Origin of the sequence: Methylomonas aurea, assembly GCF_024505045.1 — a bacterium.
GTDB classification, from domain to species: Bacteria; Pseudomonadota; Gammaproteobacteria; order Methylococcales; family Methylomonadaceae; genus Methylomonas; species Methylomonas aurea.
On sequence record NZ_JANIBM010000036.1, the window covers coordinates 12181 to 38188 of the forward strand.

General features: G+C 55.7%; 21 protein-coding genes. 13 read left to right on the top strand and 8 right to left on the bottom strand.

Translation table 11 applies throughout. The features are described 5' to 3' along the window. Positions 1-9: 9 nt before the first annotated feature. From queE to NP603_RS18565, 8 genes are all read left to right on the top strand, one after another. Positions 10-654, top strand: coding sequence for a 7-carboxy-7-deazaguanine synthase QueE (gene queE / locus NP603_RS18530; protein ID WP_256612338.1), 645 nt, complete (start codon positions 10-12; stop codon positions 652-654). Next, positions 638-1336 carry a 7-cyano-7-deazaguanine synthase QueC gene (gene queC / locus NP603_RS18535; protein WP_256612360.1) on the top strand — a complete coding sequence of 233 codons (699 nt, stop codon included), beginning with the start codon at positions 638-640 and terminating at the stop codon, positions 1334-1336. The genes queE and queC overlap by 17 nt, the downstream gene beginning before the upstream one ends. 103 nt (positions 1337-1439) lie before the next feature. Continuing rightward, entirely contained in the window at positions 1440-2054 is a 615-nt protein-coding gene (locus NP603_RS18540; RefSeq protein ID WP_256612339.1) for a chemotaxis protein, read from the top strand. Positions 2055-2082: 28 nt separating this feature from the next. Continuing rightward, entirely contained in the window at positions 2083-2811 is a 729-nt protein-coding gene (locus tag NP603_RS18545; RefSeq protein WP_256612340.1) for an oxygen-binding di-iron domain-containing protein, read from the top strand. Between the two features lie 105 nt (positions 2812-2916). Continuing rightward, entirely contained in the window at positions 2917-4272 is a 1356-nt protein-coding gene (gene miaB / locus NP603_RS18550) for a tRNA (N6-isopentenyl adenosine(37)-C2)-methylthiotransferase MiaB (RefSeq protein WP_256612341.1), read from the top strand. Beyond that, positions 4272-5258, top strand: coding sequence for a PhoH family protein (locus NP603_RS18555; protein ID WP_256612342.1), 987 nt, complete (start codon positions 4272-4274; stop codon positions 5256-5258). The genes miaB and NP603_RS18555 overlap by 1 nt, the downstream gene beginning before the upstream one ends. Continuing rightward, the gene (gene ybeY / locus NP603_RS18560; protein ID WP_256612343.1) at positions 5255-5713 is read left to right on the top strand and encodes an rRNA maturation RNase YbeY; all 459 of its coding nucleotides are present in this window, start codon (positions 5255-5257) and stop codon (positions 5711-5713) included. The genes NP603_RS18555 and ybeY overlap by 4 nt, the downstream gene beginning before the upstream one ends. After that, a complete protein-coding gene (locus NP603_RS18565; protein ID WP_256612344.1) occupies positions 5710-6549 on the top strand; it encodes a CorC family transporter in 840 nt (279 codons plus the stop codon). Before ybeY ends, NP603_RS18565 begins: the two co-directional genes overlap by 4 nt. A gap of 4 nt (positions 6550-6553) precedes the next feature. Here the strand turns inward: NP603_RS18565 and NP603_RS18570 are convergent, their stop codons facing one another. From NP603_RS18570 to glgB, 5 genes are all read right to left on the bottom strand, one after another. Continuing rightward, on the bottom strand, positions 6554-10297 hold the full coding sequence (locus NP603_RS18570; protein WP_256612345.1) for an EAL domain-containing protein: 3744 nt from the start codon (positions 10295-10297) through the stop codon (positions 6554-6556). Continuing rightward, entirely contained in the window at positions 10297-11289 is a 993-nt protein-coding gene (locus NP603_RS18575; protein ID WP_256612346.1) for an extracellular solute-binding protein, read from the bottom strand. The genes NP603_RS18570 and NP603_RS18575 overlap by 1 nt, the downstream gene beginning before the upstream one ends. A gap of 165 nt (positions 11290-11454) precedes the next feature. Beyond that, positions 11455-12243 carry a type II and III secretion system protein gene (locus tag NP603_RS18580; protein ID WP_256612347.1) on the bottom strand — a complete coding sequence of 263 codons (789 nt, stop codon included), beginning with the start codon at positions 12241-12243 and terminating at the stop codon, positions 11455-11457. Next, on the bottom strand, positions 12233-13666 hold the full coding sequence (glgA, locus tag NP603_RS18585) for a glycogen synthase GlgA (RefSeq protein ID WP_256612349.1): 1434 nt from the start codon (positions 13664-13666) through the stop codon (positions 12233-12235). Before glgA ends, NP603_RS18580 begins: the two co-directional genes overlap by 11 nt. Before the next feature lie 9 nt (positions 13667-13675). Then, complete coding sequence (gene glgB, locus NP603_RS18590; protein ID WP_256612350.1) at positions 13676-15853, bottom strand: 1,4-alpha-glucan branching protein GlgB; 2178 nt, start codon at positions 15851-15853, stop codon at positions 13676-13678. A gap of 219 nt (positions 15854-16072) precedes the next feature. Here glgB and glgC point away from each other — a divergent pair, with 219 nt between their 5' ends. The 3 genes from glgC to malQ are packed head-to-tail and all read left to right on the top strand — an operon-like array spanning position 16073 to position 20527. Next, positions 16073-17353: a glucose-1-phosphate adenylyltransferase gene (gene glgC, locus NP603_RS18595; protein ID WP_256612351.1), complete on the top strand. Its 1281-nt coding sequence runs from the start codon at positions 16073-16075 to the stop codon at positions 17351-17353. Further along, positions 17343-19034, top strand: a complete 1692-nt coding sequence (locus NP603_RS18600) for a glycoside hydrolase family 57 protein (protein WP_256612352.1) — start codon at positions 17343-17345, stop codon at positions 19032-19034. Before glgC ends, NP603_RS18600 begins: the two co-directional genes overlap by 11 nt. A 17-nt stretch (positions 19035-19051) precedes the next feature. Then, positions 19052-20527, top strand: a complete 1476-nt coding sequence (gene malQ, locus NP603_RS18605) for a 4-alpha-glucanotransferase (RefSeq protein ID WP_256612353.1) — start codon at positions 19052-19054, stop codon at positions 20525-20527. Positions 20528-20545: 18 nt separating this feature from the next. Here the strand turns inward: malQ and NP603_RS18610 are convergent, their stop codons facing one another. The 3 genes from NP603_RS18610 to msrA all read right to left on the bottom strand — a co-directional run bounded on the left by NP603_RS18610 (position 20546) and on the right by msrA (position 24240). Beyond that, positions 20546-21403, bottom strand: a complete 858-nt coding sequence (locus NP603_RS18610) for a quinoprotein dehydrogenase-associated putative ABC transporter substrate-binding protein (RefSeq protein ID WP_256612354.1) — start codon at positions 21401-21403, stop codon at positions 20546-20548. 91 nt (positions 21404-21494) lie between these two features. Beyond that, a complete protein-coding gene (locus tag NP603_RS18615; protein ID WP_256612355.1) occupies positions 21495-23348 on the bottom strand; it encodes a methanol/ethanol family PQQ-dependent dehydrogenase in 1854 nt (617 codons plus the stop codon). A 256-nt stretch (positions 23349-23604) separates the two neighbouring features. Next, positions 23605-24240 carry a peptide-methionine (S)-S-oxide reductase MsrA gene (msrA, locus tag NP603_RS18620; protein WP_256612356.1) on the bottom strand — a complete coding sequence of 212 codons (636 nt, stop codon included), beginning with the start codon at positions 24238-24240 and terminating at the stop codon, positions 23605-23607. Positions 24241-24316: 76 nt separating this feature from the next. Between msrA and hslO the strand changes: the two genes are divergently transcribed. Together hslO and NP603_RS18630 are read left to right on the top strand one after the other, a co-directional pair. Beyond that, positions 24317-25198 (top strand): Hsp33 family molecular chaperone HslO, encoded by an 882-nt coding sequence (gene hslO / locus NP603_RS18625; protein ID WP_256612357.1) that lies wholly within the window; start codon positions 24317-24319, stop codon positions 25196-25198. Between the two features lie 7 nt (positions 25199-25205). Then, positions 25206-25979, top strand: coding sequence for a hypothetical protein (locus NP603_RS18630; protein WP_256612358.1), 774 nt, complete (start codon positions 25206-25208; stop codon positions 25977-25979). Positions 25980-26008: the final 29 nt, after the last annotated feature.

Sequence of the window (26008 nt, forward strand, 5' to 3'; positions counted from 1 at the left end):
GGTCGGCGGATGGACCAACAGTTACGTATCACCGAGATTTTTTATTCGTTGCAAGGGGAAACCAACACGGTTGGCATCCCCACTGTATTCGTGCGCTTGACGGGATGCCCGTTGCGCTGCTCCTACTGCGATACCACTTACGCCTTTAGCGGCGGCGAGAAACTCGCTATTGCGGATATCCTCGCCGAAATAAGGCGTTATAACACCCGCTACGTGACCGTAACCGGCGGCGAGCCACTGGCGCAGCCCGGATGCCACTCGTTGTTGTTACAGTTGGTGGACGCCGGCTATTCGGTTTCTCTGGAAACCAGCGGCGCCTTGGATATTGCGGCGGTCGACTCCAGAGTCGTCAAAGTTGTGGATTTGAAAACGCCCAGTTCCGGCGAAATGCAGCGCAACCTCTACCGCAACCTCGATTTTTTGTTGCCGCACGATCAAGTCAAATTCGTTATCGCCGATGCGGCCGATTACGAATGGTCCAGACAACAGCTGGAGTACTACCGATTGGCGCAACGTTGCGAAGTGTTGTTTTCGCCGGTGATGGGGATTATGTCGCCCACCGAGTTGGCTGAGCGAATTTTGGCCGACCAGTTAACGGTTAGATTTCAAATTCAATTGCATAAATATTTGTGGAATGATGCACGAGGAAAATAATTCCAGCGGCAAGCCGGCGGTGATTTTGTTGTCCGGCGGATTGGATTCGATCACGGTGTTGGCGCTGGCCCAGCGGCAAGGCTTTGTCTGTCACGCGTTGAGTTTCGATTACGGCCAACGCCACAACGCGGAACTGGAAGCGGCAAGAAACATTGCCAGCCATTACCGGGTCGCGGCCCATAAAATCATCAATTTGGGTTTGAGTTCGATCGGCGGCTCGGCGCTGACCGACGCCAATATCGATGTGCCGACTTCGCCGCAGATCGGGATTCCGGTGACTTATGTTCCTGCCAGGAACACTATTTTTCTGGCCTTTGCCCTGGGCTGGGCCGAGGTGTTGAACGCACACGATGTGTTTATCGGCGTCAATGCCGTGGATTATTCAGGTTATCCCGATTGTCGGCCGGAATTCATCAAGGCGTTCCAAGATATGGCCAACCTCGGCACCAAGGCCGGCGTCGAAGGCCATAAAATTCAGATCCATACGCCGTTGATCGCCTTGAGCAAGGCCGAGATCATCCAGCAAGGTATGGCCATGGGCGTCGATTATGCGGCCACCGTTTCCTGTTATTCGGCCGATAGCGAAGGGCGGGCCTGCGGCGTATGCGACGCCTGCCGGCTGCGTGCGGCCGGGTTTGCGGCAGCGGGCGTCGCCGATCCGACTTGTTACCAACCCCGTTAAATCCGCATCAACGCGCATTTATCCGCATTCGAATTCGCGCGCTTAGATTTGTCGGCTAAGCTTTCCAGGTTCAGACGTAGTCAGCCGCACGAGGTCTTGCCAAATGCAAATCAAACAAACCAAATCCCAGTTTGTCGCCGTAGCGTCCATTGCCGCCGAATTGAGCGCCGTGATGGAGGTGGCCAAGGAAATATCGTTGGCCGCGGCCAACGCCAAAGCCATCGCATTTCGCGCCGGAGAAAAAGCCAAAGGTTTTCAGCCGATCACCGATTTCATTAACGAATTGGCCAAGGACACCATCGGACTGGTCAACAACATCAACGATTATGCTTTTCTGCTATATCGGTTGACGGTGAACGAACAGCGTCTGGCCGAAGCCTGCGGCCGTTTCGAGCAGGTCGAGCGTCTGGCTCGGGGGGCGCGTTACGCCGAATCGTTGGCCGGTCCGTTACAGCAAGCCCGGCAAAAAGCGCAAGCGGGGCGCCGCGAGTTTACGATCCATGTTGCCGAATTGCTGGTCAAATTGGCCGAAGTCATGCATCCGGCCCGGGCGGCACGGGTGATTGCCGCCAATTCCCGGATCGAAGCCTCGCAAGCCGGCGAGTATTTGCAAAGCTTGCAAGCGGTTGCCGAAAGCGTCGATAACGCCGCCCAAATCATTAACGACAAAGTACACCGGTGCCGCAGCGCATTGACCGTTATCAATCTGGCCGATTGACCGCTGCTGTTGCGAAGAGGAATCCGACATGAAAATGACCAAAATCTACGAAGGTTCACACCAATGGGTGATGTTCGGCCGCGATCCGCACCGGCCGGAGAAGATCATCGATACCAACCAGTACATGGTGCGAACTGCCGATCGTTGTTTATTAATGGACCCCGGTGGCATCGAGCTGTTCGCGCCGATGTTGGCAGCGGTTTTGCACCACGCGCCGGTCGAAGAAATCACCGATTTATTCGCGTCGCACCAGGACCCGGACATTATTTCCTCTTTGGGTTTGTGGGACCAAGCCTTGCCGAACGCAAAATTGCACGCGGCGCAGTTGTGGGAGGGCTTTTTACGCCATTTCGGCTGCGAGGCAATCGAATATCTGCCGATTCCGGACCATGGCGGCACGATTAATCTCGGCAGCGTCGAACTGCAAATCGTACCGGCGCACTATCTGCACTCGTCGGCGAACTTCCATATTTACGATCCGCAGGCCAAGATTTTGATGTCGGGCGATGTCGGTGCTGCACTGGAAGCGCCTGGTGCACCGGTTTTCGTCGATAATTTCGAGGCCCACATCGAGAAAATGCGCTATTTCCACCAGCGTTGGATGCCGTCCAACCAAGCCAAGCGGGCTTGGCTGGAGCGAGTCAGAAAACTGGATGTGCAAATCCTGGCGCCGCAACATGGCCGGATGTTCAAGGGCGACGACGTCAGGCGTTTTCTGGATTGGTTTGAAGCGCTGCAGGTGGGGATTGCCGTATAAAACAAGCATTTGCCGAAAATTGGGTTTATAATCCGGCCGTTACCAGCCCCTGTCGCGAGACGGGGGTTTTTTGTTAGTGAGAGGAGCTGGAGTATCTCATCAAGCATGGCGCAAAAACTTTATATACAGACTAACGGTTGTCAAATGAACGAGTACGATTCCGACAAAATGCGGGACGTACTGCAAGCATCGCACGGTTTGGAATTGACCGATATTCCCGAGCAGGCCGACGTGTTATTGCTGAATACCTGTTCGATCCGCGAAAAAGCCCAGGAGAAAGTGTTTTCCGCGGTCGGGCGTTGGAAGAAGATTAAAGACAAACGGCCTGACGTGATCATCGGTGTCGGCGGTTGCGTCGCCAGTCAGGAGGGGGCCGCGATACAGAAACGTGCGCCCTACGTCGACATCGTGTTCGGGCCGCAGACGTTGCATCGTCTGCCGGAGCTGTTGAACAAGGCGCGTAGCGGCGACAAACATGTGGTCGACATCTCGTTCCCGGAAATCGAAAAATTCGACAACCTGCCGGAACCGCGCGCCGAAGGTCCGAAAGCCTTCGTATCGGTGATGGAAGGGTGCAGCAAATATTGCACTTATTGCGTGGTACCCTACACCCGCGGCGAGGAAGTCAGCCGGCCGCTGAACGATGTGATTGCCGAAATCGAAACGCTGGCCAAGCAAGGCGTGCGCGAGATCAATCTGCTGGGTCAGAACGTCAACGCTTACCGCGGCGCAATGGAAGACGGCGACATCGCCAGCTTCGCGTTATTGCTGCACTGTGTCGCCGCCGTCGACGGTATCGACCGCATTCGCTTTACCACCTCGCATCCGTTGGAATTCACCGACGACATCATCGAAGCCTTCGCCGAGATTCCACAGTTGGTCAATCATCTACATCTGCCGGTGCAAAGCGGCAGCAACCGGATTCTGGCCGAAATGAAACGCGGCCACCGGCGCGAGGATTACCTGGAAATCATGCGCAAGATAAAAGCCGCGCGGCCGGGAATCAGCCTGTCGTCGGATTTCATCATCGGTTTTCCCGGCGAAACCGACCAGGATTTCGAAGATACGATGGCTCTGATCGAGGAAGTCGGTTTCGACTTCTCATACAGCTTTATTTTTAGCGCCAGACCCGGCACGCCGGCCGCGAATTTTGCCGACGATGTCAGCATGGAAGTCAAGGAACAGCGTCTGCAACGCCTGAAAGAACGCTTGAACCAGATGTTCATGGCGATTTCGGAATCGATGGTCGGCACGGTGCAAAGCGTGTTGGTGGAAGGCGTATCCAAGAAAAATCCGTTGCATCTGACCGGGCGTACTGAGAATAACCGGGTGGTCAATTTTGCCGCCCATCCGCGCCTGATCGGCCAGTTCGTCGACGTCTTGATCACCGAAGCGTTGCCGAATTCTTTGCGCGGCCGAGTGTCCGAATCTTCCATCGAAAAAGTCAGACAGACCGCCTAGTGTTGAATACCTCGCATTTTTCCCAAGAAATCACGCTGTTGCCGGACGACGCCCAGCGCCTGTCCAATTTCTGCGGCCAACTCGATAGCCATATCCGACAGATCGAGCAGCGCCTGCATGTGGATATTGCCAACCGTAGCAATCATTTTCGGGTCACCGGCGTCGATGCCGCAGTCAAAGCGGCTTGCGCGGTGATTCAAAAACTGTTCGAAATGACGGAGCGCGAAGAAATTACCCCGGAGCAGGTACATCTGAGTTTGCAGGATGCCAGCATCGACCAACTGTTGCAGCCAGCGGCCAATCATGAACCGGTAGCGATCCGGACTAAGCGTGGCGTGATTAAAGGCCGAGGCCACAACCAGCAGGATTATTTGCGCAAAATCCTCAGCCACGACATCAATTTCGGCGTCGGCCCGGCCGGCACCGGCAAAACCTACCTGGCGGTGGCTTGTGCTGTGGAAGCCTTGCAAAACGAGACTGTCCGGCGGATCGTCTTGGTACGACCGGCGGTGGAAGCAGGTGAAAAGCTGGGTTTCCTGCCTGGCGACATGGCGCAGAAGGTCGATCCTTATTTGCGGCCGCTGTACGACGCTTTATACGATATGCTCGGCTTCGAACGGGTCGAGAAACTGCTGGAAAAAAACGTCATCGAAGTCGCGCCGTTGGCTTTCATGCGCGGTAGAACCCTGAACGATTCCTTCATTATTCTCGACGAAGCCCAAAATACCACGGTAGAGCAGATCAAGATGTTCTTGACCCGGGTCGGTTTCGGCTCCACGGCGGTGATTACCGGCGACGTAACCCAGATCGACTTGCCCAGCGAAAAAATGTCCGGGCTGAAACATGTGTTGAAAGTGTTGAAGGACGTGGAAGGGATCAGCTTCACCTTCTTCGGCGTGCGCGACGTGGTCAGGCATCCTTTGGTGCAACGCATCGTTGCCGCTTACGACCGTTACGAACTGGAACAGGGCAACAATACGCCGTGAACTATATCGATCTGCAGATTGCCACCGAATCGCTACACCCCGACGCAGCGCAATTCCAAATCTGGGTCGACGCCGCCTTATCCGGTTTTCAACAGGATAGCGAAATCACGATTCGCCTAGTCGACACGGAAGAAAGCGCCGAGTTGAACGGCCAATACCGGCACAAGTCAGGCCCGACCAATATCCTCAGCTTTCCGTTCGAAGCGCCGCCGGGCGTGGAACTCGATTTGCTGGGCGACCTGGTGATCTGCGCGCCGGTGATCGCGCGCGAAGCGGCCGAGCAAGGCAAGTTGCCCGACCACCATTGGGCGCATATCACTGTACACGGCGTATTGCATTTGCTAGGGTATGACCACATCGAAGAGCAAGACGCGGAACAAATGGAAGCGCTGGAAATTGACATTCTAAGCCGATTAAACATAGCCAATCCCTATCTGGAGGATAGTAAGCAATGAGCGATGGTAACCCCCCGAGTAGCCAGCCCCATCAGAAAAGCCTGATCGAACGCATCGGCCATTTTCTGAGTGGGGAACCGCAAGACCAGGAAGACTTGCTGGAGATATTGCGAGAGTCGCAAGAAAAACATTTACTCGATTCCGACGCGTTATCCATGATGGAAGGCGTCATGCATGTGGCGGAGATGCGGGTCAGAGACATCATGATCCCGCGCTCGCAGATGGTGGTAGTGCCGCGCGAGGCCGAACTGGAAACCATCTTTCCGCTGGTCGTCGAATTTGCCCATTCCCGTTTTCCCGTCATCGAAGAAGACCGCAGCAAAGTGGTCGGCATCCTGTTGGCCAAGGATTTACTGGCCCATGCCTTACGCGACAAATCGTTGAAAGTCGAAGACGTAATGCGGCCGGTCAACCTGGTGCCGGAAAGCAAACGCCTGAACGTGTTGCTGAAAGAATTTCGCACCGAGCGTAATCACATGGCCATCGTGGTCGACGAATACGGTAATGCCGCCGGCTTGGTTACTATCGAAGACGTGCTGGAGCAAATCGTCGGCAAAATCGAGGACGAGCACGACGATGACGAGGTTCAGGAATTTATTTCGCAACGCGGTGAAAAAGAATTCATTCTGAACGCATTAACGCCGATCGAAGAGTTCAACGAGTATTTTTCCGCCGATCTGGAAGATGACGAATACGACACCATCGGCGGTTTGATCGTGCAACGTCTGGAGCATTTTCCGAAGAAAGGCGAAAAAGTCGAGATCGGCGATTTTGGTTTCGAGGTGTTGCGCGCCGATAACCGGCGCGTGCATCTGCTGAAACTAAAAATCAAGTGAGTGCTCAATCGGGTCTTCCCGCCATACTCAATAAATGTTCGAAATCCTCGGCCGGCAATGGCCGCGAAAAGTGGTAACCCTGACCGTAGTCGCAGCCGGATTCGAGTAGCAAACGGAGTTGGTTTTCGGTTTCCAGCCCTTCGGCAATGACTCGCATGCCGAGTTTGTGCGCCATGACGATGATGGCTTCGCATAGCGCCATGTCGCTCGAGTCCGGGGCTAAATTGGCGACGAAGGAGCGGTCGATTTTCAAATAATCGATATCGAATTTTTTTAGATAAGCCAGTGCCGAATAACCGGTACCGAAGTCGTCAAGCGAAATCTGCATGCCGGCGTCGCGAAACGCCTGCAGACTGTTCCGCACCACATTGCTGGCATCCAGTAGCAGGCCCTCGGTAATTTCCACGACCAGCCCTTTCCCCGTCAATCCCAAAGCCTGCAAGTAATCGAGCCATGCGTCGTGCGACTGGCTACCGTAAAATTGGGCCGGAGACTTATTGATGCTGATCTGGAACTCAGGTTGGAAAAGTTCCCGCCAGCGCTTGGCTTGCCGCGCCGCCTGTTCGAACACCCAATTGCCGATGTCGACGATCATGCCGTTGTCTTCGGCGATAGGTATGAATTCGGCTGGATTGATCGGGCCGCGTTCGGGGTGGTGCCAGCGCAATAACGCTTCGGCTTTCAGTATCCGGCCGGAAACCAGTTCCACGATCGGTTGGAAATAAAGCCGGAATTGGCCGTTTGCCAATGCGCTGCGCAAATCGCCGGCAATCAGCATACGGTTGTGGGCGGCGGCATGCATTGCCGGCGTGAAATAACAATAGCGGTTGCGCCCTTGATGCTTGGCGGCGTACATGGCTTGGTCGGCGTTTTTGATCAACGCGTCGATTTTCTCAGCGTCTTGCGGATACAGGGTAATGCCGACGCTGGCCGATAAATAAGCGACTTTGTTTTTCAATTGAAAGGGTTCTGCCATCGTCCGCAGAACGCTTTGCGCAACCCGCTCAGCGCTGGCAATGTCCTCCAGTTCGGGCAAAATCATCGTGAATTCGTCGCCGCCGAGGCGCGCCACCGTATCCGACTCGCGCACGCAACGGCTCAAGCGCAGCGCGGCGTCTTTCAACAACATGTCGCCCATGTCGTGCCCCAGCGTATCGTTGACTTCCTTGAATCGATCCAGGTCGATGAAAATCAGCGCCAACGGCAAGCCGCTGCGCTGGCACTTTTTGGCTTCCTGGTCCAGACGGTCGTGGAACATGCGCCGGTTGGGCAGGCCGGTCAGCGGATCGAAATTGGCCTGAGTCCAGATCAATTCTTCGGATTGTTTTTTTTGGGTGATGTCGGAAAACATCGCCACCCGCCGATGCGGGCTGCCGTCGGCATTGAAAATGGTGTTGATGGTCAGCAATTCGGCAAAGATCTCGCCGTTCTTACGCCGGTTCCACAGTTCGCCTTTCCAATGGCCCTTGGTACCGATCGCATGCAGCATAACCTGATAGAACTGTTCGCTCTGCCGATTCGAATTCAGGATGGCGTGGCTCTGGCCCGCCACCTCGGCCAGCGTGTAGCCGGTCAATTCGGTAAAGGCCGGATTCACCGTGATGATGGCGCAGTCGGCGTCCATGACGGCCATCGCTTCGCTGCTGTTCTGGTAAACCAGCGAGGCCAATTGCAGCGCCTCGGTACTACGGCTGCGGTCGACTGCGATACCGGCCAGATTGGCGGCCTGTTCTATGGCCAATAAATCGTCGGCGTTCGGTGCGGCCGGTTTGTGGTGGTAAATCGCCAGGCAACCCAACAGTTTGCCGGAAGCGTCGCGGATCGGTTCCGACCAGCAGGCGCCGAGCCCGGCTTGGGTGGCCAGTTCCTTGAACGGTGCCCAATACGGATGCTGCTGGATGTCTTCGACGATGGTGCGCTCGGCGCAATAGGCCGCGGTCATGTGATTGTCCGCCCCGGTTTCGAGCGGCAAGCCCTCGAGCGCGATGTTGGAAAAGCCCGGCAAGTGGGGCGCAGCCGCGATATATAAACGTTTGCCTTCGTCATCCAACAGAAGAATCGAACAGAGCAGATCAGGGTTTTGGGTTTCGACCGCCAGGACTACGGCATCCAGCGTAGCTGCCAATGGCGCGCCTTTGGCGACCAGTTCCAGGACGTGGTTGTGCGCCCGTTCCCGGTCCGCCGCTTGCTGACGGTCGGAAATGTCCATGGCTATGCCGATCACCCCGACCGGTTTGCCGTTAATGTCTTGCAGCCGGGTTCGGGTGATCTGCAGGATTCGGCGTTTGCCGTCGGCGAATTTCACCCTTTCCAACGATTGGTGCACCGGGTCGGTGCCGTTCAGGCAAGCCTGGTCGGCTACGCTAAACCGCTTGGCCAGTTCCTCGCCCAGCAAATCGACCAAATTCGGGTTGGCGACGACTTGCTTTTCCGGCAGGCCCAGGTGGCTGCAAAAGGTCTTGTTGGCGAAGGCGAAGCGCCGGTCCATGCCGATCAACCAGATGCCGACCGGAGCATTGTCCAGAATGGCATGCAATTTCGCTTCCGATGCATACAATTCGGCGACCTGGGCATTTAATTGCCGGGTCATCGACACGAAACTGTTAGCCAGATAACCGATTTCGTCGTGCCGGTCGGTCGGGGCCGTATCCAATGTTTGGCCCAGTTGAAAGCGGCTGACGGCTTGGGTCATCTGGTTTAACGGCTTGGCCAGGATTCTGGCCAAGACCAATGAAATCGCGCTGGCCAGCAGGCTGAAGATCGCGGTGATCTCCACGACTTTCCAACCCAGCGTATGGCTGCCGGTCAACACCTCTGCCAGCGGCGTATAAACCCCCAGCAGTGCGAAACGTCGGTTTTGCGGGCCCAGCGGTAATTTGGCGAATGCAGCCAATGATGATGCAGCCAACGCTTGCTCGCTGCCGGTCGAAAACACAGCGAGATTGCGTTGGTCGTGCAACAACTCGCCGACTTCGGGAATGTCGTTTTGAATCAGGAAGCGGCGGCCGCGCTCGAAGCCAAAGGTTTTGGCCTGGTCGGGATGGATCAGATAATCGCCGCTACCGTTGCTGAGCAACAATTCGATGCTTGTTGGCAATTTGCCCGCGATCAGTGCGAACAGGTCGTCAAGATCGACGTTGACTACTACCAGCGCGATATAATCGCCCTGGGCCGACGGAATCGGCGCGGCGACACGCATGGTCGGTTTGCCGAAACCCTGGTGGGTACCGAGTTCCTGGTTTAAATTGATCTCCGAGACGTATATCTCTTCGGCACTGGGCAGGCCCAGGGTTTCGAACACGTACGGAAAATGGTTTTTTTCCTGCAATTGCGCCTCCGCAACGATCTGAACGCTATCGCGGTCGCGATCGACCCGGACCAATTCCTTGCCGTAGCGCTGGGCATGGATCAAGCGGACTTGGCTGTATTCCGGGTGACTTTTCAGCAATGCGGAAAACAGGTCGGCCAGTTGCGCCTTGGCCGCGGCTGGTTCGCTGCCGGGTTTCGCCAAGGCGATTTGCCGGCAAAGTGATAAATTCGCCAGCGCTTTTGTGTCTTTCGCGGTCGCGGCCAGCGCATCGCCGAAGCGGTAAGACAAACTCAGAACCGTGTTCATTAATTGCGCCTGAGCGGCGCCGACCAGCAATAGCCGGCTGCGGTCGTAGACATAATAGCCGGTCAAACCGGTGGAAACGGTGCCGAGTAATGCCAGCCAGAACCCCAATTTGATGCCGACGCTAGCTCGCATTAGAACGCCTCGGGCGGTTCGCCGGATATGACGCGGTCCCACAGCCGCTTTTGCAGATCGGGATTGGCGACGGGTTGCAGCCAGACCAGTTTTTGCCGGGTTGCGTCGCCGGGCTGGGGAGTAACAGTATTGGCCAGGCCGTGGCGGGTGCTGAGACGTTCGCTGGCGGCGGGTTCCAGCGTGTAATCAATCCATTGCGCCGCCAAAACCGGGTTGCGCGCGCCGCGTGCAACCGCCCAACAGTCGAGCCAAGCCAGGGCACCCTCTCTTGGAATCACGTAGCCGACATCGGCACCAGCATCGCGCAAGGCCTTTAGTTGTTGGCTGCCGTAGTTACCGAACACTAGCGCGATGTCGTGGCTGGTAAATAGTTCGACTGCTTCTTCGGCGGTCGCATAAAAGGTCAGCACGTTGCGACGTAATTTCGCCAGTTCGCGCGCAGCTTTGACCAGGTCGTTGTCGGACAGCCGAAACGGGTTGGCGGTCCCCTGCAGCAGCCCGACCAACGAGAAATTATGGTTGCTGGTATTAAACGCCAGCACTCGCCCCCGATAGGCCGGATCCCACATCGCCGCCATCGATTGCGGCGGCTCGGCGACGGTTTTGCGGTTGTAGATCAAGCCCATTTCCGCATAAGTGTAGGGAATTGCGAACACCCGCCCCTGCCGAACCAAGCCGGGAATTGCGGCCAGATCGCGAAAACGCGGCAGTTGCCGGGCATGGTTGGCGAGTTGGTCTGGATCGAGCGCCTGTACCAAATTCCGGTCGATATAACGCTGCAATTCGGCGGTGTTTACCGCAAACACGTCGTAGGCGGCGCTATTGATTTTGTACCACAGGTCGTCGTCGGAATTGGCGTAAGTCACTTCCACCGATGCGTTGTGACGGGTTTCGAACTCGCGGACGGTGTCGGCGTCGGCATATCCGGCCCAGGCCAATACCCGGAGGATTTCCTTTGCGGCTGCCGTTGCGGGGCAGATCGCGCAAATCATCGCAAGAGCGGCGATTGCGGTTATGGATCGAAAACGTGGAGCCATAAATAGTGGAACTTGCGCGCGGTTGACGAAGATGCCTAAGTATATTGGCGGATGGGTCCGGGTGTGGGCGGATCGATGCTGAAAACGTCGCCGCCGCGGCATTTTGCCGACGAAAGCGGATTAGTCGGCTGTTTCCACTTTTACCAGTATGCGCAGCCGATTATGCTGGGTGCTTTGATTGAAGCTGCTGAAACCGCTACTTTGGCTGTGCTCTTCGTCGAGGTTGCCGGCGATTTCTACCCATTCGCCCAGATTGGTGCGTATCGAGGTCTGCGCCGATTGGGTGTCGAGTTGGCCGTTTTGGCGAAAACGATCCGACCAGGGCGCGACATCGATGACCACTTGCCGGCCGACCAGACGCGGCGTCACCGCGAAACCGGTCGTCGCTTCGATCATCTGGGTATTGCTGTAGACGGTGGCGCCGTAACCGTACTGGTAAACGTTGTAGTTATGTACCGGCCGCACCTCGCCGGTTCTGATGATGGCTGGCTGGCCTTCCAGCGTGCGCAATTGCTGGTGCTGTTGCCGGTTTTCCAAATCCGCCGTGTTGCCGACCATGCCCCGCATTCGAATCGCGTCCGGCGACACGGCGATTGCGGCTTCCGCGTTGAGTTCTGCAGCGGTTTTGCTACTGGTCTGCAATACGCTGATCACCAGATTGCTGAGGCGGGCGTCCAGTTTGCGCACCAGGGACTGAATGGCTTCCAGCCGGTCCGGACGGGTTCTGACGATCAGACTGCTACCGTTGTCTACCACTCGATCGTCGGCGTCCAGTAACGGCGCCAACAACGGCAGGATTTCTGATGCCGGGCGGTTGGCGAGCGGAATCACTTCCATCGCCGGCTCGTCGGCCAGGGCGGTTTGCCAGGCCAACAGTGCCAGAGCGAGCCCAGCGGCCTTAAATTTCATCGTACAAGGTCATGTATTGCGCCGCACTGTTTTTCCAGGAGAAGTCCTTGGCCATCGCATTACGTTGAATCTGGCGCCAGATATCCGGATTATGGAACAACACCAGGCTGCGCTTGATGGCTTCGATCAATGCCGCCGCCGACGCATCGTTGAAGGCGATTCCGCTGGCCGTGCCGTTGGCGATGCTTTCCGGCAACGCGTCGACCACCGTGTCGGCCAAGCCGCCGGTTTTTCTGACGATCGGGATGGTGCCGTAACGTTGGCTGTACATCTGGTTCAGTCCGCACGGCTCGAACCGCGACGGCATCAGGAAGATGTCGGCGCCGGCTTCGATACGGTGGGCCAGACGTTCGTCGTAACCTATCGTCACGGCCACTTTTTCCGGGTACAGCCGGGCGAATTCCTGCAAGCGGTATTCTATGCTCTTGTCGCCGCTGCCCAGCAAGGCGAATTGCATTGGTAACGTCGTCATTTCGGCCAGACAGTTCAATACCAAGTCTATGCCTTTCTGCTCCACCAACCTGCCGATCAAGCCGAACAACGGCACGTCGGCTGCGATCGGCAGGCCCAATTCCTGTTGCAATGCGGCTTTGTTGGCCTGTTTGCCTTCCAACTTGTCCGCCGTGTAATTATGCGCCAGATAGCTGTCGCTGCTCGGGTCCCAAACCGTCGTATCGATGCCATTGATGATGCCGCTGAGCTGCTGTTGCTTGTGCGCCAGCAGGCCTTCCAGGCCGTAGCCGAATTCCGGAGTCTGGATTTCCTGGGCATAGGTGGGGCTGACCGTGGTGATGCGGTCGGCGTAGGCCAGACCGCCCTTGATGAACGACAGCATGCCGTGGAACTCGAGCCCTTCCGGATGCAGCAATTGTCCGGGCAAATTCAGTTGCGAATAGGCGCTGCCCGGAAACAGGCCCTGGTAAGCCATATTGTGGATCGTGAACACCGTCGCCGGCCGCTCCAGTTCCAACGACAACAACGCCGGAGCCAGGCCGGTTTGCCAGTCGTTGCAATGTAGAATGTCGGCGCGCCAATCCAGGTAAGCCCGATTCATCGCTACTTCGACGATGATGCGGCAGAACAACGCAAAGCGCTCGCCGATATTGGCCCAGGGCCGGCCGGCTTCGTCCAGGTAGGGATTGCCGGGGACGTTGAAAAACGGCGGGTAATCGACCAGCCAGACGATGACGTTGCTGTCCGGCAGCCGGGTTTCCAGCAAATTCACGTCGCAATTGTTAACCCGCACCGTACACAGGTAGCGGCCCGGCTCGCAGTTCTTGATGGCCTGGTAGTTGGGCATGATGATGCGCACGTCCTGGCCCAACTCGGCCAAGGCTTGCGGCAAACTGCCGGCGACGTCGGCCAGACCGCCGGTTTTGATCAGAGGATGAGTTTCGCTGCTGGCGAACAGGATTTTTTTCATGTGGCAAAGTTACATTTTCAGGATGATGCCGGCCAAGGGCGGCAACGTGATGGCGATCGAGTGCTGTTGGCCCATCCATGGCAGCGGCTCGGACAGTACCGTACCGTTGCCGACGTTGCTGCCATCGTAATATTGCGAGTCCGAATTGAAGATTTCGAAGTAAGTACCCGCTTGCGGTACGCCGATTCGGTAGCTTTCGCGCGGCACCGGCGTGAAGTTCAGCACCACGATCAAGTCTTCGTGCGCCGATTTGCGCCGATAGCTGATGATGGATTGCTGGTAGTCGTGGCAATCGATCCATTCGAAACCCTGATGGTCGAAATCGTAGCGGTGCAAAGCGGCATGGTTGCGGTAAAGTTTGTTCAGATCTTTGACCAACGTTTGCAGGCCGCGGTGGTGGGCGTAGTCCAGCACGTACCAGTCCAGGGTACGGTTGCAGCTCCACTCGGTGCCTTGGCCGAATTCGCAGCCCATGAACAACAGCTTTTTGCCGGGATAGGTAAACATCATCGTATACAGCAGGCGCAGGTTAGCGAAGCGTTGCCACTCGTCGCCGGGCATTTTGTTCAGCATCGAACCTTTGCCGTGCACTACCTCATCGTGCGAAAACGGCAGAATGAAGTTCTCGGTGAAGGCGTAGAGCAGGCCGAAAGTCAGAGAATCGTGATGGTAGGAGCGGTGAATCGGCTGCTCTTGCATGTAATGCAGAATGTCGTGCATCCAGCCCATGTTCCACTTCATCGAAAAACCCAGGCCGCCGGTCCAGGTCGGGCGAGTGACTTGCGGCCAGGACGTCGACTCTTCGGCCATGATCACGGTACCGGGATGCTGCTCATGGGTGACGGTATTCATGTGGCGCAGGAAGTCGATGGCTTCCAGGTTTTCGTTGCCGCCGTACATGTTCGGAATCCAGTCGTTGGCGTCGCGCGAGTAGTCCAGATAAAGCATCGACGCTACCGCATCGACGCGCAGGCCGTCCAGATGGAACTCCTCCAACCAGAAGAAGGCGCTAGAGAGCAGGAAGTTTTTGACTTCATTGCGGCTGTAGTTGTAGATCAGCGTGCCCCAGTCGCGGTGTTCGCCTTTGCGCGGGTCTTCGTGTTCGTACAGCGGGGTGCCGTCGAAGCGGCCCAGCGCGAAGCTGTCCTTCGGAAAATGGGCCGGGACCCAATCCAGAATCACGCCGATACCGTTCTGGTGGCAGTGGTCGACGAAAAAGCGGAAGTCGTCCGGCGTGCCGTGGCGGCTGGTCGGCGCGAAATAGCCGGTGGTCTGGTAGCCCCAGGAAATGTCCAGCGGATGTTCGGTGACCGGTAACAGCTCGATATGGGTAAAGCCCATCTCCTTGACGTAATCAACTAATTGTTCGGCTAGCTCGCGGTAGTTCAAAAAATTGCCGCGATGGTCGCGCCGCCACGAACCCAAATGCACTTCGTAAATCGACATCGGCTGGTGCAGCCAGTCGTGTTGCGGCCGCTGATCCATCCAGGCGCCGTCGCCCCAGGTGTAAGCGTTCTCGTCGACGACAATAGCCGCCGTGGCCGGGCGAAACTCGAACTGCTGACCGTAGGGGTCGGTTTTGACCAACACTTGGCCGCTATGGCGGTTCAGGATTTCGAATTTGTACAGGCTACCGGCGCTCAGGCCCGGAATGAAAATTTCCCAAATGCCGCTGCTGCCCAGGCTGCGCATCGGATGGCAGCGGCCGTCCCAGCGGTTGAAGTCGCTGATGACGCTGACCCGTTGCGCGTTGGGGGCCCAGACCGCGAAATGCACGCCGTCGATGCCGTCGACCGTGAGCTGGTGCGCGCCAAGCTTCTGGTAGATGTGCCAATGTCGGCCCTCGCCGAATAAGTGTTGATCGAATTCCGGCAGCACCGGGCCGAAGCTGTATGGATCGTATTGGCGGTGAGTGCGGCCGTCCTTGTCGAGCCAGGACAATTGGTAATGCGCCGGAATGGCGATTTTGCCCGGGCGGTATTCGAAGAAATCGCTGTTCGGGATGCGCTGAAATTCGCCGCCGTCGGCATCGAATTTGACCGATTCGGCATAGGGCAAATAGGCGCGGATGATGGTGTCGCTACCTACGGTATGGCGGCCCAAGACCGAGAACGGATCGTGATGCTTGGCATCTTTGATTTTGACGAGTTCTGAATCAAGCGAATGTAATTGGCTTGGCTTGTTCATCTTGCAGGGCCTCAGTATAGTTAGGGTTAGCGTTTGGCGGGGACGGCAATTGGGTAAAAATACCCATGTCAATAGTAACAATGCGCTTGGGTTTTTACTTTTCCGTGAAGAGTAACGATAATGGCTCAGCGCGGCAAGTGGCAGGTCGAGAAATCTGTGCCGACACCGCCGGCGTCCTTATATGCAGTAGTCAAGCTTACCAATTGAATGAGGAATTACATGTCAGTCGTTGATACACATCAGCAGGAGAGACGGGTAAATGATTTAACCCGCAACACCATCGCTTTAATTCTGGCTGGCGGACGCGGCTCGCGCTTGAAGAACATGACGGACTGGCGGGCGAAGCCTGCGGTACCTTTTGGCGGCAAGTTTCGGATCATCGACTTCCCGTTGTCTAACTGCATCAATTCGGATATCCGCAAGATCGGCATCCTGACCCAATACAAAGCCGATTCGTTGATTCGGCACATCCAGCAAGGCTGGGGCTTCCTGCGCGGCGAATTCGGCGAATACGTCGATTTGATGCCGGCGCAGCAACGCCACGACGAGCATTCCTGGTACCAGGGTACCGCGGACGCGATCTACCAAAATATCGATATCCTGCGGGCGCGCAACCCGGAGTTTGTACTGGTATTGGCCGGCGACCATATCTATAAAATGGATTACTCGGTGATGCTGGCCGACCATGTCGCCAACAAGGCCGATCTGACCATAGGCTGTATCGAAGTGTCTTTGGAAGACGCCAAAGCCTTCGGCGTGATGCATGTCGACGACAACCGCCGGGTCAAGGCCTTCGTCGAAAAACCGGAGAACCCGCCGGTGATGCCGGGCCGGGAAAACACCGCACTGGCGTCCATGGGTATTTACATATTCAACGCCGGCTTCCTGTTCGAGCAGTTGATTAAAGATGCCGACACCAAGGGTTCCAGCCGCGACTTCGGCAAAGACATCATTCCGTCCGTGATCGATAAATACCGGGTCAACGCCTATCCGTTTTTGGATTTGCAAAGCGGCCAGCAAAGCTACTGGCGCGATGTCGGAACGATAGATGCTTATTGGACCGCCAACATGGAGCTGGTCGGCGTCAAACCGGACCTGAATCTGTACGACAATACCTGGCCGATCTGGACCTACCAGGCGCAGACGCCGCCGGCCAAGTTCGTGTTCGACGACGACGATCGCCGCGGTCAGGCCATAGATTCGATGGTATCCGGCGGCTGCGTGATATCCGGCGCGACCGTCCGCCACTCGTTGTTGTTCTCACAAGTGCGCGTCAATTCCTACAGTACCGTGCAGGACTCGGTGGTGCTGCCGGAAGTCAACATCGGTCGCCATTGCCGGATTACCAAAGCCATTATCGAAAAAGGCTGCCAAATACCGGAAGGCACTGTGATTGGCGAAAACCGGGCCGACGACGAAAGGCGGTTTCATGTCAGCGAGGGCGGAGTCGTACTGGTGACATCCGACATGTTGGGGCAACGCCGGAATTATGTCCGCTAAAAAATTGAAGCTGGTGCTGTGTTGGCACATGCATCAGCCCGAATACCGCGATATGCAGAGCGGCGAGTTCAAGTTGCCTTGGACCTATCTGCATGTGATCAAAGATTATGTGGACATGGTCGCTCATTTGGAATCGGCGCCGGCCGCGAAGGCTGTGGTCAATTTCGCGCCGATTCTGCTGGAGCAGATCGAAGATTATTCCAATCAAGTCAACGGGTATTTGCACGACCGGATCGCAATCAAGGATCCGCTGTTGGCGGCATTGGTCGAACCCACGATCTCGGCGGATCCGGAGCGGAGACTTAAACTGTTACGCGATTGCAAGAAGGCCAATCGCGAACGCCAGATCGAACGTTACCCAGTGTTCCGCAAGTTGATCGATATGGCGGATTGGGTCCAGGCCCATCAGGACTCGGTCAACTACGTCAACTCGCAATTCATTTCCGATATTCTGGTCTGGTACCATCTGGTTTGGATGGGCGAAACCGTCAAGCTTAGCGATGGCCGAGTGCAGCGCCTGATCGAGAAAGGCAGCGGATTCAGTTTGCACGACAGGATCGAAATCGTCGAAATCATCGGCGACTTGTTATCTCGAGTCATCTACCGTTACAAATCGCTGGCCAGAAAAGGTCGCATCGAATTGTCGGTCACCCCTTACGCTCATCCGATCATGCCGCTGATGCTGCAAATCGATTGCGCCCGCGAGGCGATGCCTGGTATCGCCTTGCCAGCGCTGGAACAGTACCCCGGCGGCGAGGAGCGGGTGCGTTGGCATCTGCAGAAGGGCGTAGCCACGTTTCGGCATTTCTTCGGCTTCGAGCCGCAAGGCTGTTGGCCGTCGGAGGGCAGCGTCAGCGAGAGCACGTTGCAGATTCTGGCCGAAGCCGGTTTTCGTTGGGCTGCCAGCGGCGGTAACGTGCTGCACAACAGTCTGCACGCCTCGGGCATGGCCGGAAATTTCAGTCCGCATCAACCGTTTAAATTGGATTCCGCCAACATCGCCTGTTTTTTTCGCGACGACGGCTTGTCCGATTTGATTGGCTTCGAATATTCCAAGTGGCATGCTGACGACGCGGTAGCCGACTTGATCAAGCACCTGGAAAATATTGCCGATTTCGACAGCCAGGTGCCTTTGGTTTCGATCATTATGGACGGGGAAAATGCTTGGGAATATTTTCCGGATAACGGCTATCATTTTCTTAGTGCCTTGTACCGCCGCTTGAGCGAACACCCGCGTATCGAACTGACGACCTTTGCCGAATATTTGGATAGCGGCGGAGCAAGAATGGGTTCGTTGCCGAAGTTGGTGGCCGGAAGCTGGGTTTACGGGACTTTCTCTACCTGGATAGGCGATGCCGATAAGAATTACGGGTGGGATATGTTGGGCGACGTCAAGGCTGCGTTCGATCGGGCGGTAGCCAACGGCACGCTCAGCGAACAACAACTGCTGCAGGCACAAATTCAATTAGGTGTGTGCGAAGGATCGGACTGGTTCTGGTGGTTTGGCGACTATAACCCCGGCGAGGCGGTCAGCGACTTCGAGAAGCAGTACAGGCTCAACCTGACCAACCTTTATCGGTTGTTGGGGGAAGAGCCGCCGGCCTACCTGGCCTTGTCGTTCACGCAAGGTAGCGGTAATCCGGCAATGGGCGGCGCAATGCGTCGCGGTAATCAAATATAAGAATACGGAACTACTTCATGGGTGCTCTCTTGGATAAACGCCGCGCGGGCGTTTTGCTACACATTACATCCTTGCCTGGGCGCGGAGAGTGTGGCGATTTGGGAAGGGAAGCGTTTCATTTTGTCAATTTTTTGCACGATACCGGGGTTACAGTTTGGCAGACCTTGCCGCTTGGCATGCCGCACGGCGACGGTTCGCCATACCAGTGTTTGTCCGCTCATGCCGGCAATCCGGCGCTGATTAATCTCGAATGGTTGGCCGATAAGGGCTGGTTGCAGCTTACTGACCGTTGCGGCGATTGCCACACCAATGCCGAATTTACCAAAAGTTGTCTGGTGACAAAGGCGTTCTACGGTTTTCAGAACCTGGCCGATGCCGAGCAGCAGCAGGATTTTCAACGGTTTTGTCGGGAAAAAGCCGGATGGCTGGACGATTTTGCGCTTTTTATCGCATTACGTAACGTGTTCGGGCATAAATGCTGGAACGAATGGCCGGAAGCATTGCGGCAACGCGAGCCGAAAGCGTTGAGCGAATCCCGCCAATTATTGAAGGCGGTAATCGATTCGATCAAATTCGAACAGTATGTGTTCTTCAGGCAGTGGCACGAATTAAAGGATTACGCCGCTCGGCATGGCGTTTTGATGTTCGGCGACATTCCGATTTTTGTCTCCTATGACAGCGCCGATGTTTGGGCCAACCGAGACGTGTTCAAACTGAATGCGGCCGGCGAGATGGAGGTCGTGGCCGGCGTGCCGCCGGATTATTTTTCCGAGTTTGGCCAACGCTGGGGTAATCCGCATTACGATTGGGAGCATTTGCGCAAAACCGGTTTCAAATGGTGGTTGGACCGTATCAAGTCGCAGTACGAGATGTTCGATATTCTCAGAATCGACCATTTCCGGGGGCTTGAAGCTGCGTGGGAAATTCCGGCTAATGAAGATACTGCAATCAACGGTCGCTGGGTCGTGGCTCCTGGCGCTGAATTATTGGCCGAAATTCAACGCCATTTCGGGTCGCTGTCACTAGTTGCGGAAGATCTGGGTATCATTACTGCCGAAGTAGAAGCTCTGCGCGATGATTTCCAGTTGCCCGGGATGAAGATTTTGCAGTTTGCCTTTGGCGACGATAGCCGTAATCCCTATCTGCCCTGCAATTATCATCGCAACTGTGTGGTGTATACCGGCACCCATGACAATGATACAACCTTGGGTTGGTTCGACGGGCTCAACGACGGCGAAAAACAGCGTATCTACGACTATCTGGGCTGGTCCAGCCTGCCGATGCCGAGCGCGCTGATTCATGCCGCCTTGGGATCGGTCGCTAACTTGGCAGTGATTCCGATGCAGGATATCTTAAAGCTCGGTTCGCCGGATCGGATGAATACGCCGGGAACGACTGAGGGTAATTGGCGTTGGCGTTTCGATTGGGCGCAACTGTCCGACGACAAAGCCGGACATTTTGCCCATTTGGTCCGTTTGTTCGGCCGCTGCTGAAGCGGCCGAATTTAACTGTCAATCGTCGTCTTGCTTGGCCGGTTTTTCCGGAATCGGTAGCGACGGAATTTTGTAGTCGGCAATAATCGCCTGGATTTTTGCCAGATTCTTGTCGATCAAGTCGTTAAGCTGTTGCTTGCGCTGATTGTCGCCTTGGCGAATGCCCATCGCAATCGAGAAATCGAAGCGCGTCCCCGGTGCGGATTGCATCGGGATTGCGATATAGCCGTTCTTGCTGCTTTGGTTTTGCACGTAAGCCGCCATTGGGCCCCATAAAATCACCATGTCGATTTTTCCGGCGCGCAGATCCTTCTCGATCTGCATCGCCACGTTGTGTTCGCTGTCGCCGGTCATGCTTTGGTAAGGAACGCCGTAATCCAGCAGGCCGTTCTGTTGTAGCCAGTCGGTACCGGGGCCGCGGTCGAACATGGCGATTTTCAGTTTTTGCTGCCGCTGCTCAGGCAATTGTACCAATTGGTTGGGATCTTTGATATCGTCCCAGCCGCGGCCTTTTGCAATCAATAAAACGTAGGTCGAATGCAGGTAGGGTTTGGTGGTTTCGGTCAATTCGAAGCCGGCCGGCACGCCCATCACGACATCGCACTTGAAGCCTTCGCCATTGTCGTTTTCCGCTTTCAATGTATTGCGGATGAAGCCGATGCGGTCCGGCAACCAGGTATATTCCAGTTCCTGGTCCAATTGGTCGGCAAACAGCGCGGCGATCTTATTCTCGTAGCCGGTCAGTTCCTTAGTGGAATAGGGCGGGTTTACCGGGTCTGCACAGACTTTGAACTTGTCCTGGGCCTGGCTGTTGGCAATTGGCGCGGCCAAGGCTAGAGATAGGACCCAGGTGGTGAAGGTCGAATTGGCTTTCATGATAATTCCTGTACTGGTTTTCTTGACATAAAAAAGCCTTGGCCGATTGCTCGGCCAAGGCTTGCTTTACTGCGGTCCGAAAGGTCGGAGCTTAGTTAGGCAGAGCGAACACAGTCAGTGTACCACCCAGTTTGGTGTATGCGCCTAAGCTTCTGTACGCGCCAACCGCACCCAGACCTTCTGAGTTGGTTGAGGAAGAACCGTCGTCCAGACCGGCAGCGATACCGATACCGGCCCAACCGCCGATACCTGACAGAACGCCGACGTATTGTTTGCCGTCATATTCCCAGGTGTTGACGTTGCCGATGATGCCGGATGGGGTTTTGAATTTGTACAATTCTTTACCGGTTTTGGCGTCGACCGCTTTCAGGTAACCTTCCAACGTGCCGTAAAATACCAGGCCGCCGGCGGTAGCAACAGAACCTGACCATACAGAGAATTGCTCTTTATTAGACCAGGCGATTTTGCCGGTTTTGGCATCCCATGCGGTGAATTGGCCCAGGTTGGTGGTGCCGTCTTTTTTGCCGGTGATAACATCGGCGCCGGCTGGCATCATATTCAGAGTCGCACCAACGTATGGTTGGCCGGCGGTGTAGCTAACTTCGAATGGTTCGTACTCCATGCACAGGTGGTTGCCTGAGATGTAGAACAGGCCGGTTTGCGGAGAGTAGGAAACCGGTTGTTGGTTTTTCGCACCCAGCGCAGCAGGGCAAGTACCAACAGTGTTGACGTCTTCGCCGTTATGCTCGGTGGAGAATTCTGGCACGACCTGCGGACGGCCGGATTTCATGTCGACATGGGTCAGCCAGTTGACGGATTTGTCGAAGGTTTCGGCAACCAACAGTTCGCCGGTTTCGCGGTCCAGTGTGTAACCCACGCCGTTACGGTCGAAGTGGACGATGGTTTTGTGCATTTTGCCTTTGACTTCTTGGTCGACCAGAACGGTTTCGTTGATACCGTCGTAGTCCCATTCGTCGTGCGGAGTCATTTGGTAAACCCATTTCACTTCACCGGTGTCGGCGTCGCGAGCCCACAATGACATAGACCATTTGTTGTCGCCTGGACGTTGTACCGGGTTCCAAGTGGATGGGTTGCCTGAACCGTAATAGACCAGGTTCAGTTTTGGATCGTAAGAGTACCAGCCCCAAGTGGTGCCGCCACCGATTTTCCATTGGTCGCCTTTCCAGGTCGCCAAGCTGGACTCAGGGCCCAGTGGGGTGACTTTGCCATCTTGCCAAGTAGTAGTTTTGCCAGGTTTGATCAGGGTGTCTTTGTCAGGACCCATGCTGTAACCTTTCCACTCGAGCTGGCCGGTACGGATGTTGTATGCGGCCAAGAAACCGCGTACCCCGAATTCGCCGCCGGAGATACCGGTGATGACTTTGTCTTTAACGACCAGCGGAGCGTTGGTGTTGGTCATGCCCAGTTTCGGGTCGCCGTTTTGTACGCTCCATACGCGTTTACCGGTTTTGGCATCCAATGCAGTCAGAACGGTGTCTGATTGTTGCAGGAAGATCTTACCGTCGCCGTAGGCCAAGCCGCGGTTAACGGTGTCGCAGCACATGACAGGGATGGTAACGTCGGCATCCATGGTCGGGGTGAATTCCCAGATGACCGCTTTGGTTTTTTGGTCGATGGCGTAAACAGTATTAGGGAACGGAGTATGAACATACAGAACGCCGTTAACAACCAGAGGACCGCCTTCGTGACCACGGAGAACACCGGTTGAGAAAGACCAGGCAGGTTGCAGGTTCTTAACGTTCTGAGTGTTGATTTGTGACAATTTGCTGTAACGGGTACCTGCGTAGTCTCCACCCCAAGAAGCCCAGTTGGCTGGGTTTTGAGTTAATTTTTCTAAGTCGTCGTTGGCGGTAGATACGGTTGGTGCAGCAAGAATCGTCGCTACAGTCGAAGCAAGCAGCCAGTTGTGTACAGGCTTCTTCATATGTTTCCTCCTGGTAATCTGCGGATGAGACAGAATACGGTTTTGTGTTGTTAAGACTAATATTAGTTTTAAAGCTCTGTTTGGATGACTGACCTGTTCAGGTTGTTCGCTAATGGTCGAACGCAAAGGTAGAGCCACACCAGACATCTAAATTGAAGGATTTTTTCCTAAAAGTCAACCGGAAAAACTCAGCCGGGAACGCCCGTAAACGATAATGCCAAGACTTATAAAGCCTTAGCATTCGGCGCCGATTTGATCATCCCGGGTAACAAATCCCCAGGCCGCCGAGGCCGCAATAACCGTCCGGGTTTTTCGCCAGATATTGCTGGTGGTCTTGCTCGGCGTAGTAGAACGGCGGGGCTTCGCGGATTTCGGTCGTGATCGGCGGTAGTCCGGCGCTTGACAATGCCGCCTGATATGCATCCAGGCTCGCCGAGGCACTAGCCAGTTGGTCGGCGCCGTAGCAGTAAATCGCCGAGCGGTATTGGGTGCCCACGTCGTTGCCCTGGCGCATGCCTTGGGTTGGATTATGCGATTCCCAAAATATCGCCAGCAGGGACGAGTAACTGATCAATTGCGGATCGAAGACGACCAGCACAACCTCGGTGTGGCCGGTCATGCTGCTGCAGACTTCCTGATAGGTCGGATTCGGCGTAAAACCGCCGGCATAGCCGACCGCGGTGGCATAGACCCCGGCCTGCTGCCAGAACTTGCGTTCCGCTCCCCAAAAACAGCCCATGCCGAACACGGCTTGCCGCAAATGGCCCGGAAACGGCGGGTGGTAACAATGGCCGTTCACGGCATGTACCGAGCCGCTGGTGATAGGCTCGGAACGGCCCGGCAAGGCTTGATCCGCTGTCGGCATCGCGGTTTTTTTGAATAGTAAAGACATAACGGCCTCCATCGGGTCGAATGATCGGACGCTGGGGATTATAATCGCCGACCTCTTTTTACCGATTAAAGAAATCATGAAACAACAAGATTGCTTACGCCGCTTTATTTTCGAGCAGCATGGCGTGCGCGGCGAATGGGTACGGCTGCAGACCAGTCTGACTGAAGCCAAACAATACCAGCGAATCACCGACGATGCGGTCGGCGCCCAAATGGGCCAGGCGCTGGCGGCGGCGGTATTGCTGTCGGCGACGATAAAATTCAAAGGAGCCATGATTATGCAGATCCAAGGCGGCGGAGAACTCAAGGCATTGGTCGCCCAGGCCAGCAGCGACCGTAAAATAAGGGGGCTAGTGCGCAGCGCGGATAAAGTCGGAGGCACTAATCTGCGGGAAATGGTCGGCGAAGGCGGGCGGCTGGTGCTGACCGTCGAATCCGAGAATGCCGAGCCTTACCAAGGTATCGTCGGCATCGAGGCCGACACGCTGGCCGAAGTGCTGGAAGTGTATTTCAGGCAATCGGAACAACTGAACACCCGATTATGGCTGTTTGCCGACGGCAATACCGCAGCCGGACTAATGATCCAGGAGTTGCCGGGTGAGCACAAAGACCCGGCAGACTGGGAGCGCCTGGAAATGTTGGCGGCTACCGTTACCGCCGAGGAAATATTTGCGCTGGATTGCGAGGACTTGTTGTACCGCCTGTTCCACCAGGAACAGGTCAGAATCTTCGAGGCGGAAGCCGTGGAATTCAAATGCAATTGCTCGCGGCAAAAAATCGCCGGCACTTTAGCCGCGTTGGGACGGTCGGAGTTGCACGCGATTTTGCAGGAGCGCGAAGACATCGAAGTCGATTGCCAGTTCTGCGGCGCGCAGTACCGTTTCGATAAGATCGACGTAGAAAATTTGCTGGCCAATCCGGCGGCAGAAACCGAGACCAACCCGCCGACCCGGCATTGAGGAGGCTATGAAAACATTTACCCGAATTTTGCGCTGGTTGCTGGCTTTTACCCTGCTCAGCACCATGACCGGCTGTTTGCACTGGTTGCATGCCTACCAGACTTATCTGCAGATGGACGAGTTCGACCGCTATTTCTCGGTGGTCTCGAAAGACGATTTCACCGTGCATTTCAAGAAACCCAAGTTATTCAGCGAAGATTTCGTCTCGCTGGCCAAACTGCATGCCAGTAGTGAGGAGCAGACTGCCGACGGCAAACGCTGGCGTTATTGGTTCAGGAAAATCGATAAGGAAGGCAAGCAGGTCGCACCGGAAGTCAGTTTCTACCTGGATCTGGCTTTCAACAAGGAGGACAAGATCACCGACTGGACCTTCTCCAACCTATTTCTGCAAATCGCGCCGCCGGAGTTTCTGGAAGCGTCGTTCCGCTCTTTGGGCGGAGCCGAAATCAACGAAGAGAAAAAGCAGTTGAAAGCCAAGGCCGACCAATTGGAAAAAATCGCCGCGTTGTTGCCGAAGAAGTCTCAGGTCGTCAAGCAGTTGGGCGAGCCGTTGGAGATCACCCAGGAAGACAAGCAGGAAGTTTATTTGTACCACTTCCGTCTGGAAGCGAAGGAAATCGAAGAGGGTTACGAGGACCGGGCTTTGAGCGAAGTCAGGCTGATGTTCGACAAAGAAACTGCAGAGATGGTGAAAATGTCCGGCCGTTTCGCCGGCCTGAAGATTTCGATCAACTATCGCGACTATCAGGAAGACAAGGATAAAACCGTCGCCGGTCTGTAAGACGCGTGCGGCCGGCTGCCAGCAGCCGG

Coding starts and splice junctions, on each gene's coding strand:
- miaB (WP_256612341.1), top strand. CDS start 2,917: ATGGCGCAAAAACTTTATATACAGACTAACGGTTGTCAAATGAACGAG.
- NP603_RS18565 (WP_256612344.1), top strand. CDS start 5,710: ATGAGCGATGGTAACCCCCCGAGTAGCCAGCCCCATCAGAAAAGCCTG.
- NP603_RS18615 (WP_256612355.1), bottom strand. CDS start 23,348: ATGAAGAAGCCTGTACACAACTGGCTGCTTGCTTCGACTGTAGCGACG.
- NP603_RS18610 (WP_256612354.1), bottom strand. CDS start 21,403: ATGAAAGCCAATTCGACCTTCACCACCTGGGTCCTATCTCTAGCCTTG.
- malQ (WP_256612353.1), top strand. CDS start 19,052: ATGGGTGCTCTCTTGGATAAACGCCGCGCGGGCGTTTTGCTACACATT.
- NP603_RS18540 (WP_256612339.1), top strand. CDS start 1,440: ATGCAAATCAAACAAACCAAATCCCAGTTTGTCGCCGTAGCGTCCATT.
- NP603_RS18630 (WP_256612358.1), top strand. CDS start 25,206: ATGAAAACATTTACCCGAATTTTGCGCTGGTTGCTGGCTTTTACCCTG.
- glgC (WP_256612351.1), top strand. CDS start 16,073: ATGTCAGTCGTTGATACACATCAGCAGGAGAGACGGGTAAATGATTTA.
- NP603_RS18575 (WP_256612346.1), bottom strand. CDS start 11,289: ATGATTTGCGCGATCTGCCCCGCAACGGCAGCCGCAAAGGAAATCCTC.
- queE (WP_256612338.1), top strand. CDS start 10: ATGGACCAACAGTTACGTATCACCGAGATTTTTTATTCGTTGCAAGGG.
- NP603_RS18580 (WP_256612347.1), bottom strand. CDS start 12,243: ATGAAATTTAAGGCCGCTGGGCTCGCTCTGGCACTGTTGGCCTGGCAA.
- NP603_RS18600 (WP_256612352.1), top strand. CDS start 17,343: ATGTCCGCTAAAAAATTGAAGCTGGTGCTGTGTTGGCACATGCATCAG.
- glgB (WP_256612350.1), bottom strand. CDS start 15,853: ATGAACAAGCCAAGCCAATTACATTCGCTTGATTCAGAACTCGTCAAA.
- NP603_RS18570 (WP_256612345.1), bottom strand. CDS start 10,297: ATGCGAGCTAGCGTCGGCATCAAATTGGGGTTCTGGCTGGCATTACTC.
- NP603_RS18545 (WP_256612340.1), top strand. CDS start 2,083: ATGAAAATGACCAAAATCTACGAAGGTTCACACCAATGGGTGATGTTC.
- queC (WP_256612360.1), top strand. CDS start 638: ATGCACGAGGAAAATAATTCCAGCGGCAAGCCGGCGGTGATTTTGTTG.
- glgA (WP_256612349.1), bottom strand. CDS start 13,666: ATGAAAAAAATCCTGTTCGCCAGCAGCGAAACTCATCCTCTGATCAAA.
- msrA (WP_256612356.1), bottom strand. CDS start 24,240: ATGTCTTTACTATTCAAAAAAACCGCGATGCCGACAGCGGATCAAGCC.
- hslO (WP_256612357.1), top strand. CDS start 24,317: ATGAAACAACAAGATTGCTTACGCCGCTTTATTTTCGAGCAGCATGGC.